We start from the raw sequence: 17,951 nt of genomic DNA on the forward strand, positions 1-17,951 counted from the left end.
CCCGCGATCACCGCGTCGCTCTTCGCCCGCTTCTCCTCCCGCCAGGAGGACTCGCCGCAGATGAAGATGATCGCGGCACTGCGCAACCAGTTCGGCGGCCACGCCGTCGAGAAGAAGTAATCCACACCTGTAGAAAACCGCTGTTCAGAACTCTGGGGGAGGTCGGCCCACGACCATGCACGTCACGCATCTGTCACTGGCCGACTTCCGCTCGTACGCCCGGGTCGAGGTCCCTCTCGACCCGGGCGTCACCGCGTTCGTGGGCCCGAACGGGCAGGGCAAGACGAACATCGTCGAGGCCGTCGGCTACCTCGCCACGCTCGGCAGCCACCGCGTCTCCTCGGACGCTCCGCTGGTGCGCATGGGCGCCGAGCGCGCTGTGATCCGGGCGCAGGTACGGCAGGGGGAGCGCCAGCAACTCGTCGAGCTGGAGCTGAACCCGGGCAAGGCGAACCGCGCCAGGATCAACAGGTCATCGCAGGTTAAGCCGCGTGACGTGCTGGGGATCGTACGGACGGTGCTGTTCGCGCCCGAGGACCTGGCCCTGGTGAAGGGCGACCCCGGCGAGCGCCGGCGCTTCCTCGACGAGCTGGTCACAGCGCGCTCGCCCCGGATGGCGGGCGTGCGCTCCGATTACGACCGTGTCCTGAAGCAGCGCAACACGCTCCTGAAGACCGCGGCGCTCGCGCGGCGGCACGGCGGGCGCTCCATGGACCTGTCCACGCTCGACGTGTGGGACCAGCACCTCGCGCGCGCGGGCGCGGAACTCCTCGCGCAGCGGCTCGACCTGATCGCGACACTGCAGCCACTGGCCGACAAGGCGTACGAACAGCTGGCGCCCGGCGGCGGGCCGATCGCCCTGGAGTACAAGCCCTCGTCCGCCGAAATCGTCGGGCACGCGCGTGAGGAGCTCTACGAGCAACTTCTTGTCGCCCTCGAAGGGGCGCGCAAGCAGGAGATCGAGCGGGGCGTCACGCTGGTCGGCCCGCACCGCGACGAACTGGTCCTCAAGCTCGGCCAGCTGCCCGCCAAGGGCTACGCGAGCCACGGCGAGTCCTGGTCGTACGCACTGGCGCTGCGCCTGGCCTCGTACGACCTGCTGCGGGCCGAGGGGAACGAGCCGGTGCTCGTCCTTGACGACGTCTTCGCCGAGCTGGACGCGCGCCGCAGGGAGCGCCTGGCGGAGCTCGTGGCGCCCGGTGAGCAGGTTCTCGTCACGGCCGCCGTCGACGACGACGTACCGGGCGTGCTGGCAGGCACCCGCTACGCGGTGTCGGACGGAACGGTGGAGCGACTGTGAGTGTCGGCGATTCCCCCGAAGGTGCGAAGGATCCACGGGAACCAAAAGGCGATCCCGAGCCTTCTGGTGTCGACCTGGCCCGTGTCGCCCTACGCGCGGCGAAAGAGGCGGCACGCGCGCGTGGTGACTCCGCGCAGCAGAAGAAGCAGGCGCGGCGCGGCGGCGGTCTGAGGTCCGGGGCGCGCTCCGACGGGCGGGATCCGATGGGTCTCGGGTCCGCCATCAACCGGCTGATCACCGAGCGCGGCTGGGAGACGCCGGCCGCGGTCGGCGGCGTCATGGGGCGCTGGCCGCAGATCGTCGGCGAGGATCTCGCCAAGCACTGCGTTCCGCAGAAGTACGACGAGGACGAGCGGGTCCTGGTGGTGCAGTGCGATTCGACGGCCTGGGCGACGCAGGTGCGGATGCTGGCTCCGCAGCTGGTCAGACGGTTGAACGAGGATCTCGGGCACGGCGCCGTGCGGCGCATCGACATCAAGAATCCCGGCGGCGGCCCGCGCCGCTACGGCCCCTTGCGAGCCCCCGGAAGCAAGGGTCCCGGCGACACCTACGGGTGAGCGATCGGCCGCCGTAGCTGGTGGTTCACACCTCGAAGCGCTGAGTGCCGCTGTGAGCCTCTTGGAGCCCCGCACCGCATAGGGGGAGTCGGCCGAGACCGGTTGAGGGCGGCACGTGAGGACTCAGGCACCGCCAAACCCCCATCTATGTCCGAGCTACCGGTACACTGAGAGGCATTCCCGCCCCACTTGTGGGACGCACCGAGCAACGCTGATCAGGGCTTACCGAACAAACACGCCGCAGCCGCTCCGGCCACCAACCGGGAGCTTGGCTTGTGCTGTGCCAGAAAGGGCGCTTCGTGGCCGATTCCGGCAACCCCAACGAGAACATCCCGTCCACCGACGCCGAAGAGCACGTCGGGGCCACAGAGGCCTCGTACGACGCCAGTGCGATCACCGTCCTCGAAGGGCTGGACGCGGTCCGCAAGCGACCCGGCATGTACATCGGCTCGACCGGTGAGCGTGGCCTTCACCACATGGTGCAGGAGGTCGTGGACAACTCCGTCGACGAGGCCCTGGCGGGCCACGCGGACACGATCGACGTCACGATCCTGCCCGACGGCGGCGTCCGCGTCGTCGACAACGGCCGTGGCATCCCCGTGGGCATCATCCCCTCAGAGGGGAAGCCCGCAGTCGAGGTCGTCCTCACCGTCCTGCACGCGGGCGGCAAGTTCGGAGGCGGCGGATACGCCGTCTCCGGTGGTCTGCACGGTGTGGGCGTCTCCGTCGTGAACGCGCTGTCCACGAAGGTCTCCGTCGACATCAGGACCGAGGGCTACCGCTGGACGCAGGAGTACAAGGCCGGCGTTCCGACGGCGCCGCTGGCGAAGCACGAGGCCACCGAGGAGACCGGCACCTCGGTCACCTTCTGGGCCGACGGCGACATCTTCGAGACCACCGAGTACTCCTTCGAGACGCTGTCGCGGCGCTTCCAGGAGATGGCCTTCCTCAACAAGGGCCTGAGGATCAACCTCACGGACGAGCGCGACACGGCGAAGGCCACGGCCGGAGCGGACACGAACGAGGCGGGCGACGACACCGCCTTCGAGCCGCGGTCGGTGTCGTACCACTACGAAGGCGGCATCGTCGACTTCGTGAAGTACCTGAACTCCCGCAAGGGAGAGGTCGTTCACCCCTCCGTGATCGACATCGAGGCCGAGGACAAGGACAAGCTCCTTTCCATCGAGGTCGCGATGCAGTGGAACACCAGCTACAGCGAGGGCGTCTACTCCTTCGCCAACGTGATCCACACGCACGAGGGCGGCACGCACGAAGAGGGCTTCCGGTCCGCGCTGACCGGCCTCATCAACCGGTACGCGCGCGACAAGAAGCTGCTGCGCGAGAGGGACGACAACCTCACGGGTGACGACATCCGCGAGGGTCTGACGGCGATCATCTCGATCAAGCTGAGCGAGCCCCAGTTCGAGGGCCAGACCAAGACCAAGCTGGGCAACACGGAGGCGAAGACCTTCGTCCAGAAGGTCGTCTACGAGCACCTCCAGGACTGGCTCGACCGGAACCCTGTCGAGGCCACGGACATCATCCGTAAGTCCATCCAGGCGGCCACCGCGCGCGTGGCGGCCCGTAAGGCCCGTGACCTGACCCGTCGCAAGGGCCTCCTGGAGACCGCGTCCCTGCCGGGCAAGCTCTCCGACTGCCAGTCGAACGACCCCGTCAAGTGCGAGATCTTCATCGTCGAGGGTGACTCCGCCGGCGGCTCGGCCAAGTCCGGCCGTAACCCGCAGTACCAGGCGATCCTCCCGATCCGAGGAAAGATCCTCAACGTCGAGAAGTCGCGGATCGACAAGATCCTTCAGAACCAGGAGATCCAGGCGCTGATCTCGGCCTTCGGCACCGGAGTCCACGAGGACTTCGACATCGAGAAGCTCCGCTATCACAAGATCATCCTGATGGCGGACGCCGACGTCGACGGCCAGCACATCAACACCCTGCTGCTGACCTTCCTGTTCCGCTTCATGCGGCCGCTCGTCGAAGCCGGCCACGTGTTCCTGTCGCGCCCGCCGCTCTACAAGATCAAGTGGGGCCGTGAGGACTTCGAGTACGCGTACTCGGACCGTGAGCGCGACGCCCTGATCGAGATGGGCAGGCAGGCGGGCAAGCGGATCCGGGACGACTCGGTCCAGCGCTTCAAGGGTCTCGGTGAGATGAACGCCGAGGAGCTGCGCATCACGACCATGGACCAGGAGCACCGCGTGCTCGGCCAGGTCACCCTGGATGACGCCGCCCAGGCCGACGACCTGTTCTCGGTCCTCATGGGCGAGGACGTCGAGGCCCGTCGCTCGTTCATCCAGCGCAACGCCAAGGACGTCCGCTTCCTCGACATCTGAGTCGGTCTCAGCTGACCGCGCAGAAAGGATCTTGACCAGCAATGGCCGACGAGAACACCCCCACCCCGCCGCCTTCGGAGAACGAGGACGGCAGCGCCATCGCGATGCGCATCGAGCCCGTCGGGCTCGAGACCGAGATGCAGCGCTCCTACCTGGACTACGCGATGTCCGTCATCGTGTCCCGCGCGCTGCCCGACGTACGCGACGGCCTCAAGCCCGTCCACCGCCGCGTCCTGTACGCCATGTACGACGGCGGATACCGGCCCGAGAAGGGCTTCTACAAGTGCGCCCGCGTCGTCGGCGACGTCATGGGTAACTACCACCCGCACGGCGACTCCTCGATCTACGACGCCCTGGTCCGCCTGGCCCAGCCGTGGTCGATGCGCATGCCGCTGGTGGACTCCAACGGAAACTTCGGCTCTCCGGGCAACGACCCCGCGGCCGCCATGCGCTACACCGAGTGCAAGATGGCGCCGCTGTCCATGGAGATGGTCCGTGACATCGACGAGGACACCGTCGACTTCACGGACAACTACGACGGCCGCTCCCAGGAGCCCACCGTCCTGCCGGCCCGCTTCCCGAACCTGCTGATCAACGGCTCGGCCGGTATCGCGGTCGGCATGGCGACCAACATCCCGCCGCACAACCTGCGCGAGGTCGCCGCCGGCGCCCAGTGGTGCCTGGAGAACCCGGAGGCCTCGCACGAGGAGCTCCTTGACGCGCTCATTGAGCGCATCAAGGGCCCCGATTTCCCGACCGGCGCCCTCGTAGTGGGCCGTAAGGGCATCGAGGAGGCCTACCGCACCGGTCGCGGCTCCATCACGATGCGCGCGGTCATCGCGGTCGAGGAGATCCAGAACCGCCAGTGCCTGGTCGTCACGGAGCTGCCCTACCAGGTCAATCCGGACAACCTCGCGCAGAAGATCGCCGACCTCGTGAAGGACGGCAAGGTCGGCGGCATCGCGGACGTCCGCGACGAGACGTCGTCCCGTACGGGCCAGCGCCTGGTCATCGTCCTGAAGCGCGACGCCGTCGCCAAGGTCGTCCTGAACAACCTGTACAAGCACACCGACCTGCAGACGAACTTCGGCGCCAACATGCTGGCGCTCGTCGACGGCGTGCCGCGCACGCTCTCGCTCGACGCGTTCATCCGCCACTGGGTGGCGCACCAGGTCGAGGTCATCGTCCGCAGGACGAAGTTCCGCCTGCGCAAGGCCGAGGAGCGCGCGCACATTCTGCGTGGCCTCCTGAAGGCCCTGGACGCCATCGACGAGGTCATCGCGCTCATCCGGCGCAGTGACACCGTCGACGTCGCTCGCGGGGGCCTCATGGAGCTCCTGGAGATCGACGAGATCCAGGCGAACGCCATCCTCGAGATGCAGCTGCGCCGACTGGCCGCCCTGGAGCGCCAGAAGATCGTCCAGGAGCACGACGAGCTCCAGCTGAAGATCAACGAGTACAACGCGATCCTGGCCTCGCCCGAGCGGCAGCGGCAGATCATCAGCGAGGAGCTGCAGGCGATCGTCGACAAGTTCGGCGACGATCGGCGCTCCAAGCTGGTGCCCTTCGAAGGCGACATGTCCGTCGAGGACCTCATCGCCGAAGAGGACATCGTCGTCACCATTTCGCGTGGCGGTTACGTCAAGCGCACCAAGACCGACGACTACCGCTCCCAGAAGCGCGGCGGCAAGGGCGTACGCGGCACGAAGCTCAAGGAAGACGACATCGTCGACCACTTCTTCGTGTCGACGACGCACCACTGGCTGCTCTTCTTCACCAACAAGGGACGCGTCTACCGCGCGAAGGCGTACGAACTCCCGGACGCCGGGCGGGACGCGCGTGGCCAGCATGTCGCGAACCTGCTCGCCTTCCAGCCGGACGAGTCGATCGCCGAGATCCTCGCGATCCGCGACTACGAAGCCGTGCCCTACCTGGTCCTCGCCACGAAGGCGGGCCTTGTAAAGAAGACGCCGCTCAAGGACTACGACTCGCCGCGCTCCGGCGGTGTCATCGCCATCAACCTTCGGGAAGCGCCGGATGGTTCGGACGACGAGCTGATCGGCGCCGAGCTGGTCTCGTCCGAGGACGATCTGCTGCTCGTCAGTAAGAAGGCGCAGTCCATCCGGTTCACCGCCACGGACGAGGCGCTGCGTCCCATGGGGCGTGCCACCTCGGGCGTCAAGGGCATGAGCTTCCGCGAGGAAGACGAACTGCTCTCGATGAATGTCGTCCGTGCCGGTACGTTCGTGTTCACCGCCACCGACGGTGGGTACGCAAAGCGGACCAACGTGGACGAGTACCGCGTCCAGGGTCGCGGCGGCCTCGGTATCAAGGCCGCCAGGATCGTGGAGGACCGCGGAGAGCTCGTCAGCGCCCTGGTGGTCGAGGAGACCGACGAGATCCTCGCCATCACGCTGTCCGGCGGTGTGATTCGCACGCGAGTCAACGAGGTCAGGGAGACGGGCCGTGACACCATGGGCGTCCAACTGATCAACCTGGGCAAGCGCGATGCCGTCGTCGGCATCGCTCGTAACGCCGAGGCCGGCCGTGAGGCGGAGGAAGTCGATGGTGACGTCGCGCAGGACGCGGACGGTGCCGAGTTCGACGATTCCACCGTGGGCGAGACGGCCGTCGGAACGGACGAGGGCGGAGCGTCCTCGGCCGAGTAGCGCGAGGAGTGAGTCATCGTGAGCGGAGCCACGGGCGCAGGCTCTACCGGGACATCCACCGGTACGGAAACCGAGAGCGGCCGTGGCTCCGCTCATGACGTCGATGACGTCAAAGGCGCTACCGACTCGACCGACTCGAACGAGTCTCATGGATCCCAGGGGGGAACTGTGACGGACACCCGAGGTCCGCAGACCCAGCAGTACGCGGCCGGTGGCGGCGGTGCCCTGCCGGGCGAGAGGCCGCAGCAGCCGGCCCAGCCGTATCACCCGCCGCAGGCGTACCAGAACGCTCCGGACGCGACCCGCAGGCCGCGCACCGGGGCGCGCACCACCCCGCGTACGCGCAAGGCCCGTCTGCGGGTCGCCAAGGCGGACCCGTGGTCCGTGATGAAGGTCAGCTTCCTGCTCTCCATCGCGCTCGGCATCTGCACGATCATCGCGGCCGCCGTGCTGTGGATGGTCATGGACGCCATGGGGGTCTTCTCCACGGTCGGCGGGACGATCTCCGAGGCCACGGGCTCGAACGAGTCCAATGGCTTCGACCTGCAGTCGTTCCTGTCGCTGCCGCGCGTCCTGATGTTCACGACGGTCATCGCCGTCATCGACGTCGTGCTGGCCACGGCCCTGGCGACGCTCGGCGCGTTCATCTACAACCTCTCCGCGGGCTTCGTCGGCGGCATCGAGCTCACGCTCGCTGAGGACGAGTGAGCGTTCCCCCGGCTTGCTGAGGGTTGAAAGACCCGCTGGTGGGCGGGCCAGGACTATCGATTTTGGGACTGGCCCCCCAGTGCGCTAATCTTCAGGAGTCAGCGCGCGGGACACACACCGCAGAGCGCGGCGGGGCTATAGCTCAGTTGGTTAGAGCGCATCCCTGATAAGGATGAGGCCACAGGTTCAAATCCTGTTAGCCCCACATCACGAGGACCCTCAAGCGGAATCGCTTGGGGGTCTTCTGCTGTGCGCAGTGCGGGGCGGTGGGCGGACATGCCGATGGGCCCGCGCAGCCGTAGGGGATGGCTGGGGCCTCGTTCGACAGTCCTGCTCTTCTGTTGGGCGCTGCTGTTGTGCGTCTCTGCTGTGCGTCTTTGTTGTGTGGCGCTGTTGCGTGGCGCTGCTGTGTGTCGCTGTTGTGCGGCAGTGCCTGTCCGGGCGTTGGCCGCCCGGCTGTTCCGTCTCTACTGCTGTTCCTGCTGTTCCTGCTGTTCCGTCTGTTTCGTCTGTTTCGTGCTGTCCTGCTGCTTCTGCTGCGTGGTGCGGTCTACTGCTGCGAGGTGAGGGTCTCGGACGCCAGGTGGCTGTCGGCGTTGCGCTGCTCGGTGTCGGCCGGCGGGCGGTGGCGGGCGCTCGGGGAGGAACCGTGGGCCTCGGCCCGGATGCGCTGCTTCATCGTCGGTGGCAGGGACCGCTTGAGCGACCAGTACGGGCGGACCGCCGCAGGGGCGGGGGTGCTGACCGCCGCGGTCTGGGTCTTCTCCGTCTGCTGAACCGGAGTGGCCGCGGTGGCCGGGGAGATGAGTCCGAGCGCCGAGAAGAGCGCGATGAATGTGGAGATGATGACGGTCCACAGCGTCATGACCTTCTGCTTGGTCATGGCCCCTCGCTTTCAGGTTGGGCGATTTGCTTACTTTCCTCATGATGTGGATGGGGGCCCGGGAGTGCGGGACCGACGCTCGCGGGGCGTCGATATTCAGATGAACACCACTCGGATGGGCGCAAACGGCCGTTTCTACTGCGGTCTTCAGGGGCCGAGTTGAGGTGGATCCAGGTCACCGATCGGTATCGGTCGGTGTGTATAGTCGGGCGCCAGAAGTCCCCTACGCCAAGGAAAGACGAGGTCGCGCGGTGAAGAAGCTTCTCCTGGTCGCACTGGCCGCCATCGGCGGGCTCCTCGTGTACCGCCAGATCCAGGCGGATCGCGCCGAGCAGGATCTGTGGACGGAGGCGACTGACTCCGTGCCCACGGGTTCGTGAGTATCGACAACAGTCTCTTCATAGGGCCCCGGTCGCAGCAGCGGCCGGGGCTTTGTGCTGTCCGTGGCGCCTTTACGTATGCGATGGCATGGCGGGAATCCGTCGCACGCGGGACACCGTGCGCAGGGGAACGGCAGGATGACCGTCCATGGGGAGACTCCTGAGGCGGCTGGGGAAGGGGCGGCGCGGCCGGGTCCCGGCGAGGGGCGCTGCCGGGGCGGGGCTGTGCGCGGCCCTGGTACTGGCGCTGCCGGGGGCGGCGACGGCGGCGGGGAACGGCAATCCGTATGACTTCGCCGAAGGCGCCCGGACGGTCGACGGGGCGCGCAGTGGCGCGACGGCGGCGCAGCTCAAGACAGGTGAGACCTACCGGAGTTCACTCGCGGCGGGGGACGGCGTCACCTCCTACTACCGTGTCGAGCTGGACGGGGCCGCCACCGCGTACGCCTCGGTCGTGGCCGTCCCGCCGCTCGGCTCGGGCGTGAAGGCGGCGGCCGCGGACGGCATCGCGGTGTCGCTGCGGGACGGCCAGGGAAATCAGTGCGACGCGGAGCGTGCGACGTTCCGCTCCGGCTCCTATCCGCGGCCGATCGCTGTGGCGGTCGAGCGTCCCGTACGTCCGGGAGGGCTGCGGTGCCAGGCGGCGGGGACGTACTACGTGGTCGTGGAGCGGGCGGCGGCCGCCGGATCCAGCGAGCGGGACTGGGGGCTCGAACTGCGGGTGGCCACCGAGCCGGGCCTCGTGTCCGCCGTCCCCGGCGCGGGGGCGCGGTCCTGGCCTTCGGAGCCGGCGGCGCTGCCGTCGGGTGTGGGTGCGCGGCGCAGCGGGGGCACCGGGTTCAACGATGCGAGGGCGCTGACGTCCGGCGCCTGGAAGGACCGGATCGGGCCGGGGCAGAGCCACTTCTATCGGGTGCCGGTGGACTGGGGACAACAACTCTCGCTCGGCGCCGACTTGGACGGTTCGGCGGATGGCGGTGCCCGGCGGGGAGTGGTGCCGGGGGCGCTCGACATGGAGCTGTACAACCCCGCGCGGGCGCCGGTCGCGACGAAGGGCGCCACGTACTCGGGTGGCACGACGTCGGCCGCGTTCGACCCGCTGCCGCCCGTGGCGTACGGGAACCGTCTGCTGTCGCGCGAGGACGAGGCGGCGATGGGGCTCGCCGGCTGGTACTGGCTCAAGGTCACGCTCAACCCGGCGATGGTGGGGAAGGCCGGGGGCCTCGGGATGACGTTGCGGGTGGCCGTCGACGGGGCGGCGAAGCAGGCGCCCGACTATGTGCGGGATCCGGGGGAGTTCCAGGTGAAGGACGCGGATCTGGCGGCCGCCGAGCGAGGGGAAGGCGGGGCGGAGTGGGACTTCGGGGCGGGCTCGGGTTCTGGCTCCAGGTCCGAATCGGGCACGGGCTCTGGCACCGGTTCGGGGTCTGGTCCGGATGCTGACGCCGGCTCTGGTTCTGGTTCTGGTTCTGGTTCTGTGAGTGGGCGTGGTGGGGCTTCCGGTGGCGCGGTGGCTTCGTCCGCTACGTCGCCGGGGAGTGACCTGATGACGTTGGTGGGGGTGGCCGGGGTCGGGACCGGGAGTGCGCTGGTGCTGTGGCTGGGGGCGTGGCGGGTCGTCGCCGTGCGGAAGGTGCGGCGGGCGCAGGGCTGAGCGGGGCGGGCTCCGGTCGCGCCCCCGACCTGACCGGTCAGGGCCGGTCAGGTCAGGTCAGGGGCGGGTCAGTGCCCAGATGCCCACCGCGAAGCAGGCCAGGGCCAGGAGCAATACCGGGACCGTCACCCTCACGGGTGGTCCTGGCCGGGGCCGGGGAACTTCTCCGTCGTCGGATGCGTACAGAGAGTGACGGGCCTGGGAAGGGTTGAGCGGGGAGGGGGCGGAGGGGTGAGGGGCGAGAAGCGATGGTTCGGCGGCCGGTTCCGGAGTGGGATCGGGTACGGGGTCGGGTTCCGGGGCGGGCGTCGGTTCCGGGTTGTGCGGTGGCGGGGTGTGCGTGGCTGGTGGCGGGGTGCGGCTGATCGGCGGCGGGGTGAGGCCAGTTGGTGGCGCAGAGGGCATCTCGGGCAAGGGAACGGGAGGCATCCGGGGGGCCGGGGGTACTGGTGGCGCCGCGGGCGTGGGGGGCGTGGGGGACGCCAAGGCCTCGGGCGGTGCCGAAGGCCGCGGCGGGAGCGGGGTGTTGGTAGGTGGTGGCGGAACATGCGGCAGCGATGTGCCCGTGTCGGCCCCCGGGCTCGCGGATCCCGCGCTCTGCCCAACTGGACCCGTGCCCTGCCCGGCCGGACCCGTGCCCTGCCCACCCGGACTCGTGCCCTGGCCAGCCGGACCCGCGTCCTGCCCAACCGCAGCCGGGCCCGCCCCGTGAGTCGGGGAGTCGGCGCCGCGTCCTGCCGTCGATTGCTCGTGTATCGGCGTCCCCGCCCCGTGCGGGGAAGGGGTGGCTCCGTGACCCGCCGCTTCGGCCCCGCTCGCCGGGGTACCTGCCTCGCGCATCGGCGTCCCCGCCCCACTCACCGGCCGGGCCCGGCGGCCCCGTACCGCTGGGCCGCCGGGGCCGAAGCCCGGGGGGAGAGGGCCGAGTTGGTCGAAGACTTCGATCAACTCGTCGTCGGGGCCCGGCTCCGGGAGGAGTTCGACGGCGGCGAGGAGCGCTTTGCGGGCGCCGGTCGCGGTGCGGAACCGCGTATCGGGATCGGGCTGCAGCAGCCCGGCGAGGACGCCCCACAGCGGGCCGGGCACGCCCTGCGGAGCCCGCGGGGTGCCGTGTTCCTCGAAGTGTTCGATCAGCGCCTTGGAGTCCGGCCTGGCGCCCTCGAGGAGATAGAGCGCGACGAGCCCCGCGGCGAAGAGATCCGCGGGGAAGTCCGGCTCCGCGCCCATCTCCTGCTCGGGAGCGAAGTACCCCGGCGTGCCCACCACATAGTCCGCCTCCGTCAGGCGGGGCTCGCCCTTGCGCATCGCGATGCCGAAGTCGGACACGCGCAGATGCGGCAGCCCGGTACCGGTGGCCTCCAGCAGCAGGTTGGCGGGCTTGATGTCGCGGTGCACCACGCCTTCGGCGTGCACGGCGGCGAGCCCGGAGAGGAGTTGGTCGAGCAGGAGGCAGGCGAACTGGGGCGGCAGCGGCCCGTAGTCCGCGACGAGATGGACGAGCGAACCGCCGGAGACCAGGTCCATGGTGAACAGGACCTTGTCGTCGTCCGCGGCCCAGCTGGCCGGGGCCAGGACGTGCGGATGGTCGATGCGAAGCGCCTGCTCCCGCACGAAGCGCAGCAGGGTGTGGGCGTCGGACTGCTGCAGAACCTTCGCCGCCACATAGCGGCGGCGCCGGTGGTCCCAGGCGCGCCAGACCGCGCCCACTCCCCCGCGGCCGATCGGATCGGCCAGTTCGTACCGGCCGGCGAAGACCTCACCCATGGTCGAGCGTCGCTCCCCTCCCGGAGCCGGACACGGAGCCGCGCCGGGCCGGGGTCAGCTCTGGTGCGACTGGTAGTGGGCGACCGCGTCGGAGGTGCGCCCCGCGCCGTACACCCGGAGGAACTCTGCCAGTTCGGGGTGGCTGGGGGCGAGGGTGTCCGCGGCCTCGATGATGTCGCTGGCGGCGGAGACGGAGCGCAGCAGCGACTGGATCTCACGCACCACGCGCTTCACCGTCGGCGCGCCCGAACTGTTCGACGCCTGCCCGGTGTTGGTGAGCACCGAACCACCCTGCGACTTCTTGATCTCGTCCATCCGCTCGGTGGCCTCGGCCGCGCTGACGCTGCCGTCGGCCACCTGTCCCGCGAGGGACTGCAGCAGCTGCACGCGCTGCACCACGGCAGGGTTGCCGATCTTCGCGCGCTGACCACTCATCAGCTGCGACAGCATGGGGGCGGAAAGCCCGAGCACTCCCGCGAGGCGGGCCTGGTTGAGCCCCAGATCCTCGATCAGCCGACGGAAGAGCGCCCCCAGCGGCTCCCCGTACCAGTTCCGCTGGAGCTCCCTGGCTCTTGCGGTGGCTTCTTGCTGTGCGGCGTCCATTGCGTCTCCCCATCGCTTCCCCAAGTACGGTCCTTCGCTGCCGCGAAGCACGTGGGGCATCTTACGGAGAGTGGTCGCCCGCCGGGACCCCCAATCTTTTTGCAGGATTCAGGGGGTGACCCGGTACTCTGGTCTGCGGTGCCGAACCGGAGCATGAAGCTTCCGGTGGGACGCATCGTTTTCGGGGCCTTAGCTCAGTTGGTAGAGCGCTGTCTTTGCATGGCAGATGTCAGGGGTTCGACTCCCCTAGGCTCCACAGAAAAAAGCCCCTCCGACCAGGTTCTCCCTGGTCGGAGGGGCTTTCGTCGTATCGGGCGTCAGCGCTCGTCCTCCGCGGAGGTGTCCGCCGCGGCCTGCTTCGCCTGCACCTCCGGGTCGAGGATGTCCCGACCGCTGCTGTCGACGGAGGTCAGCGGAGTGCTGTCGGGGACCTCGGTGGCGGCCGGCGGTTCCACCAGCCAGTCCGGGTTGGCCTGCTTGTCCCACCACTTCCACGCGGCGAACGCGCCGCCCGCGATGATGCCGAGCACGACGAGACGCTTGGCGAGACGGCCGGAGCGGGCCCGCCGCTCGTGCTTGCGCACCAGCCTGCGGATCTCCTTCGGCGAGACGTCGCCGCGCAGTCCGGAGTAGGCGGCGCTGCCGCGGGCCGCGGCCTCCTTGCGTACCGGCTCGGACGCGGCCACCGCCTGCTCGATGCGCGGCTTCGAGTACGCCGCCGCCTGCCGGGCGGCCTCACGGGTGCGGGCCGCCGCGTCGTGCGCGGCCTGGTCCAGCTTCGGCGGGACATGCGTCCGTGCCTGCTCGAGGCGCGGAGCGAGGTGCGTGTCGTACTGGGTACGCGCCTGGTGCGCGGCCTGCGAAACCTTGGGCCCGAGCGAGACGCGCGCCTCTTGCGCGTACGTCGTGGCCCGGTCCCTGGCCGACTCGGCGTAGGGCGCCACCACTTCCGCGGCATGCAGCACGCTGTCCTTCGCCGAGCCGGTCGCGGCGCGCACGCTGTCGATGCGGGTCACGGGATCCTCCTCCTCGGTGGCGTACAGGTTTTTCACCTTTCCACCCTTTTACGGATCATGCCTGCCAGGAGCGTCAATGCGGTGGTAAGGCTTGGTACGGCTTGATAAAGGGACTTGGCGACGACAATGCCACGGATCGCGGCAGGGCGCGCCTCTTCGACTACGAGTAGACCGGTTTTCGGCGGCTGAAACCCCCGCACAACCCTGACAAGTCCGTCCGGGGCCACCGGGGGTACGCCGTGCGAGGATCGGGGGGCACAAATGTCAACGGAAGGCAGATCGTGGCCGAGCAGCTGTACGCCACTCTCAGGACCAACCAGGGAGACATCGAGGTCCGGCTGCTGCCGAACCACACCCCCAAGACGGTCAAGAACTTCGTGGAGCTCGCCAAGGGCGAGCGTGAATGGACCAACCCGGAGACCGGGGAGAAGTCCATGGCGCCTCTCTACGACGGCACGATCTTCCACCGCGTCATCGGCGGCTTCATGATCCAGGGCGGCGACCCGCTGGGCAACGGCACGGGCGGCCCGGGCTACCAGTTCGAGGACGAGTTCCACCCCGACCTGGCCTTCGTCAAGCCGTACCTGCTGGCGATGGCCAACGCGGGACCCGGTACGAACGGTTCGCAGTTCTTCATCACCGTCTCGCCCACCGCCTGGCTGACCCGCAAGCACACGATCTTCGGTGAGATCGTCGACGAGGCCAGCCAGAAGATCGTCGACGCGATCGCCGTGACGCAGACCAACCCGCGCACCGACCGGCCGGTCAACGACGTGGTCATCGAGACCGTCTCCGTAGAGACCCGGTAGTCCCCCAGGGAACCAATGCGCCCCGCCGTCCGTCGCCTGTTCGTAGGCACGGGGGCGGGGCGGTGCGTTGCGCAGCCGCGCGGAGACGACGTCACCACACCCGACCACTGACCACTGACCACTGACCAACCGACCACTCGACCCGAGACCCGAGACCCGAGACCCAAGGGGACGACCGCCATGGACCAGGCGCCCGGCAGCCCGCAGGAACCGAAGGATGCCCAGGGCCTGCCCGGCTGCTACCGGCACCCGGACCGCCCGACCGGCATCAGCTGCACCCGCTGCGAGCGGCCCATCTGCCCCGAGTGCATGGTCAGCGCGTCCGTCGGATTCCACTGCCCTGAGTGTGTGCGCAGCGGCTCGGGGACCGGGCACGCACCGAGCGCGAACCAGCCGAGGACCATGGCGGGCGGCACGGTCACCTCCGATCCGCGCCTGGTCACCAAGGTGCTGCTCGGGCTCTGCGTGGCCATGTTCGTGGTGCAGATGACGGTCGGCGATCGGTTCACCGAGCGGTTCGAGATGCTCGGCCTCGCCTGGGTGCCCGACCTCGGCGGCCTCGAAGGCGTGGCGGAGGGGCAGTGGTACCGGCTGCTCACCGCGATGTTCCTGCACGGCTCCTATGTCCACATCGCCTTCAACATGCTCAGCCTGTGGTGGATCGGCGGCCCGCTGGAAGCGGCCCTTGGCCGCGCCCGCTACATCGCGCTGTATCTGGTCTCGGGCCTGGCGGGCAGCGCCCTGACCTATCTGCTCGCCGCGCAGAACCAGCCCTCGCTCGGCGCCTCCGGGGCGATCTTCGGTCTGTTCGGTGCGACGGCGATCCTGATGCGGCGGCTCAACTACGATCTGCGGCCGGTCATCGCGCTGCTCGTGATCAACCTGATCTTCACGTTCAACCCGGCCTTCAACATCGCCTGGCAGGCGCACATCGGCGGCCTCGCCGGCGGCCTGATCGTCGGCTACGCCATGGTGCACGCCCCGCGAGAGCGTCGCGCGCTGGTGCAGTACGGGGCCTGTGCGCTGGTTCTGGTCGCCGTGCTGGTCACCGTCGTGGTCAGGACCGCGCAGCTCACCTGAGCCCGGTTATCCACGGATGATGACCGAGGTTGTCCACAGCGAGTGGCGGATCTTGTGCATCCCGTGGGGAACAGCTGTGCCCCTTGTCATCAACCCGGGTTTGACCAGGAGGGACAAGGGGCGAACAGGTGGTCGAGCGACGTCGATCCAGTCACACCGGCGTCAACACTCGGAGGGTTATCCACAGATCATGCGACCTTTTCCACGGCTGTGGAAAATCATCGAAAGTCTGTGGATAACTCAGTGGATAGCTCAGGGCAGAGCTACTTCCACGGCTACTTCCACTGGGTGGAGACGCCGAAGCCTCCGGCGATGAAGCCGAAGCCCACGACGATGTTCCAGTTACCGAGCGCCTTGATCGGCAGCGTGCCGTCGGCAACGTAGAAGACGACGATCCAGACGAGTCCGATGAGGAACAGCGCCAGCATTACTGGTGCCACCCAGCCGCGGTTGGTCAGCTTGATATTGGCTGCCTGCTTCGACGCCGACGGCGGCGTGTAGTCGGCCTTCTTGCGGATACGTGACTTCGGCACGAGGGTCTCTCCTGTCGATGCGCTGCGTGGCCGCGCAGAGTACGTGGGCTGGCTTCGGAGCAGCGTACAAGGGGAAGTTGTGGGGATTCCCCGTGCTCCTCCGGGCGTCCGTTAGCGTAGTGCTTCCGTGGCGTCGAAGGAGATAAGGGTACGTTGAGCAATTCCGCCGACTCTGCCAAGAGTTCCGCACGTGGGCGCCTGCGGCCCGTGCGGTTGCTCACTGTCGGCGTTTTCGCGCTCGCCGGCCTCATCTTTTTCACCAGTTTCAATACGGCCAAGGGCACCAATATCCGGACGGACGGGTCCCTGCTGAAGCTCTCCGACCTCATCCAGGAGCGCAGCCGCAAGAACAAGGACCTGGAAGCGGTCAACAGCGGGGTCCGCGGCGACGTCGAGCGCCTCGCCGAGCGCGACAACGGCTCGACCAAGGCCGACGACGAGGAGCTGTCCGGCCTGGAGAAGGCGTCCGGGACGAAGAAGCTGAAGGGCGAGGCGATCTCCGTCACACTCGACGACGCCCCGCCGAACGCCGCCCCCAAGCTCCCCGGCTACCCCGACCCCCAGCCCAACGACCTGGTGATCCACCAGCAGGACCTGCAGGCCGTGGTGAACGCCCTGTGGCACGGCGGCGCCAAGGGCATCAAGGTCATGGACCAGCGCCTCATCTCCACGTCCGCCGTCCGCTGTGTCGGCAACACCCTGATCCTCCAGGGCCGGGTCTACTCGCCCCCATACAAGATCACCGCGGTCGGGGATCCGGAGAAGCTGAAGCAGGCGGTCGCGGCCTCGCCGGAGATCCAGAACTACATGCTGTACGTCAACGCGTACGGGCTGGGCTGGAAAGTCGAGGACGACGGGGCGATGACTCTTCCCGGTTACTCGGGCACAGTGGATCTCCACTACGCGAAGCCCGTGAACTAGCCATGGAGTAGCCGCCGTACTGGGGGGCCTGTGTCGGTACGTGTCGCCATCAGGACATTCAGCGAACTCTGCATCACCGTCGGCGCCTTGATCGTGCTGTTCGTCGCGTACGTGCTGTTCTGGACCGGTGTGAAGGCGGACAGCGCGATGGGCAGCCAGATCGACGACCTCCAGGACCAGTGGGCGAAGCGGCCGGTGGCCAGTGCGGCGCCCGATGGCGGGACCAGTACGGCGCCGCCGGAGCAGGGCCCGTACAAGGACGGCAAGCCCTTCGGTGTGATGTACATCCCCCGGCTCGGTTTCACGTGGAACAAGCCCGTGCTGCAGGACACGAAGGTCGACACCCTCAAGAAGGGGCTCGGGCACTACGCCGGCACGGCCCAGCTCGGGGAGAAGGGGAACTTCGCGGTCGCCGGACACCGGCGCACGTACGGCGACCCGTTCAAGGACTTCCCGAAGCTCAGGCCCGGGGACCCGGTGGTGGTCACCGACGGGACCACCTGGTTCACGTACGTCATCGACACCAAGCCGTACAAGACGCTGCCCAGCGATGTCGGGGTGATCGATCCGGTGCCGCCCAAGTCCGGCTACCAGGAGCCGGGCCGCTATCTGACGCTGACGACCTGTGAGCCGGAGTGGGGCCACAGTCACCGGCTGATCGTCTGGGCACATCTCGATGCCACTCAGCCTGTGGAGGCAGGCAAACCGAAAGCGCTGCGCCGTTAG

16 protein-coding genes, 2 tRNA genes and 1 pseudogene are annotated in these 17,951 nt (G+C 68.5%); 14 read left to right on the top strand and 5 right to left on the bottom strand.

The annotated features are described in order from the left end of the window. From OKJ99_RS35160 to OKJ99_RS35190, 7 genes and pseudogenes are all read left to right on the top strand, one after another. Window positions 1–120, top strand: a pseudogene (locus OKJ99_RS35160) (6-phosphogluconate dehydrogenase); the annotation flags it as partial. Between the two features lie 55 nt (window positions 121–175). Then, window positions 176–1,300, top strand: coding sequence for a DNA replication/repair protein RecF (recF, locus tag OKJ99_RS35165; protein ID WP_326022323.1), 1,125 nt, complete (start codon window positions 176–178; stop codon window positions 1,298–1,300). Then, window positions 1,297–1,857, top strand: a complete 561-nt coding sequence (locus tag OKJ99_RS35170; protein ID WP_326022324.1) for a DUF721 domain-containing protein — start codon at window positions 1,297–1,299, stop codon at window positions 1,855–1,857. Before recF ends, OKJ99_RS35170 begins: the two co-directional genes overlap by 4 nt. A gap of 299 nt (window positions 1,858–2,156) precedes the next feature. Then, window positions 2,157–4,205 (top strand): DNA topoisomerase (ATP-hydrolyzing) subunit B, encoded by a 2,049-nt coding sequence (gene gyrB / locus OKJ99_RS35175; protein WP_326022325.1) that lies wholly within the window; start codon window positions 2,157–2,159, stop codon window positions 4,203–4,205. A 41-nt stretch (window positions 4,206–4,246) separates the two neighbouring features. Continuing rightward, the gene (gene gyrA, locus OKJ99_RS35180; protein WP_326022326.1) at window positions 4,247–6,874 is read left to right on the top strand and encodes a DNA gyrase subunit A; all 2,628 of its coding nucleotides are present in this window, start codon (window positions 4,247–4,249) and stop codon (window positions 6,872–6,874) included. 18 nt (window positions 6,875–6,892) lie between these two features. Continuing rightward, complete coding sequence (locus OKJ99_RS35185) at window positions 6,893–7,582, top strand: DUF3566 domain-containing protein (protein WP_326022327.1); 690 nt, start codon at window positions 6,893–6,895, stop codon at window positions 7,580–7,582. 131 nt (window positions 7,583–7,713) lie between these two features. Then, a tRNA-Ile gene (locus OKJ99_RS35190) sits at window positions 7,714–7,787 on the top strand. A 345-nt stretch (window positions 7,788–8,132) separates the two neighbouring features. On the opposite strand, the gene OKJ99_RS35195 is transcribed toward OKJ99_RS35190, so the two are convergent. Beyond that, the gene (locus OKJ99_RS35195; protein ID WP_326022328.1) at window positions 8,133–8,465 is read right to left on the bottom strand and encodes a DUF6344 domain-containing protein; all 333 of its coding nucleotides are present in this window, start codon (window positions 8,463–8,465) and stop codon (window positions 8,133–8,135) included. A 251-nt stretch (window positions 8,466–8,716) separates the two neighbouring features. Between OKJ99_RS35195 and OKJ99_RS35200 the strand changes: the two genes are divergently transcribed. After that, on the top strand, window positions 8,717–8,845 hold the full coding sequence (locus OKJ99_RS35200) for a DLW-39 family protein (protein WP_003999697.1): 129 nt from the start codon (window positions 8,717–8,719) through the stop codon (window positions 8,843–8,845). A 148-nt stretch (window positions 8,846–8,993) separates the two neighbouring features. After that, window positions 8,994–10,499 carry a hypothetical protein gene (locus OKJ99_RS35205; protein WP_326022329.1) on the top strand — a complete coding sequence of 502 codons (1,506 nt, stop codon included), beginning with the start codon at window positions 8,994–8,996 and terminating at the stop codon, window positions 10,497–10,499. A gap of 57 nt (window positions 10,500–10,556) precedes the next feature. On the opposite strand, the gene OKJ99_RS35210 is transcribed toward OKJ99_RS35205, so the two are convergent. Further along, window positions 10,557–12,263, bottom strand: a complete 1,707-nt coding sequence (locus tag OKJ99_RS35210; RefSeq protein WP_326022330.1) for a protein kinase domain-containing protein — start codon at window positions 12,261–12,263, stop codon at window positions 10,557–10,559. Between the two features lie 54 nt (window positions 12,264–12,317). Then, entirely contained in the window at window positions 12,318–12,866 is a 549-nt protein-coding gene (locus tag OKJ99_RS35215; RefSeq protein WP_326022331.1) for a helix-turn-helix domain-containing protein, read from the bottom strand. Between the two features lie 183 nt (window positions 12,867–13,049). Between OKJ99_RS35215 and OKJ99_RS35220 the strand changes: the two genes are divergently transcribed. Then, a tRNA-Ala gene (locus tag OKJ99_RS35220) sits at window positions 13,050–13,122 on the top strand. 61 nt (window positions 13,123–13,183) lie between these two features. Here OKJ99_RS35220 and OKJ99_RS35225 read toward each other — a convergent pair. After that, window positions 13,184–13,882, bottom strand: a complete 699-nt coding sequence (locus tag OKJ99_RS35225; RefSeq protein ID WP_326022370.1) for a DUF5324 family protein — start codon at window positions 13,880–13,882, stop codon at window positions 13,184–13,186. Window positions 13,883–14,163: 281 nt separating this feature from the next. Between OKJ99_RS35225 and OKJ99_RS35230 the strand changes: the two genes are divergently transcribed. Together OKJ99_RS35230 and OKJ99_RS35235 are read left to right on the top strand one after the other, a co-directional pair. After that, entirely contained in the window at window positions 14,164–14,691 is a 528-nt protein-coding gene (locus tag OKJ99_RS35230) for a peptidylprolyl isomerase (protein ID WP_326022332.1), read from the top strand. A gap of 180 nt (window positions 14,692–14,871) precedes the next feature. Next, window positions 14,872–15,771, top strand: coding sequence for a rhomboid family intramembrane serine protease (locus tag OKJ99_RS35235; protein ID WP_326022334.1), 900 nt, complete (start codon window positions 14,872–14,874; stop codon window positions 15,769–15,771). A gap of 275 nt (window positions 15,772–16,046) precedes the next feature. On the opposite strand, the gene crgA is transcribed toward OKJ99_RS35235, so the two are convergent. Beyond that, window positions 16,047–16,304 (bottom strand): cell division protein CrgA, encoded by a 258-nt coding sequence (crgA, locus tag OKJ99_RS35240; protein WP_326022336.1) that lies wholly within the window; start codon window positions 16,302–16,304, stop codon window positions 16,047–16,049. A gap of 153 nt (window positions 16,305–16,457) precedes the next feature. Between crgA and OKJ99_RS35245 the strand changes: the two genes are divergently transcribed. Together OKJ99_RS35245 and OKJ99_RS35250 are read left to right on the top strand one after the other, a co-directional pair. Continuing rightward, window positions 16,458–17,225 carry a DUF881 domain-containing protein gene (locus tag OKJ99_RS35245; protein WP_326022337.1) on the top strand — a complete coding sequence of 256 codons (768 nt, stop codon included), beginning with the start codon at window positions 16,458–16,460 and terminating at the stop codon, window positions 17,223–17,225. A 30-nt stretch (window positions 17,226–17,255) separates the two neighbouring features. After that, the gene (locus OKJ99_RS35250) at window positions 17,256–17,951 is read left to right on the top strand and encodes a class E sortase (RefSeq protein WP_326022338.1); all 696 of its coding nucleotides are present in this window, start codon (window positions 17,256–17,258) and stop codon (window positions 17,949–17,951) included.

Origin of the sequence: Streptomyces endophyticus, assembly GCF_035798155.1 — a bacterium.
GTDB lineage: Bacteria > Actinomycetota > Actinomycetes > Streptomycetales > Streptomycetaceae > Streptomyces > Streptomyces endophyticus.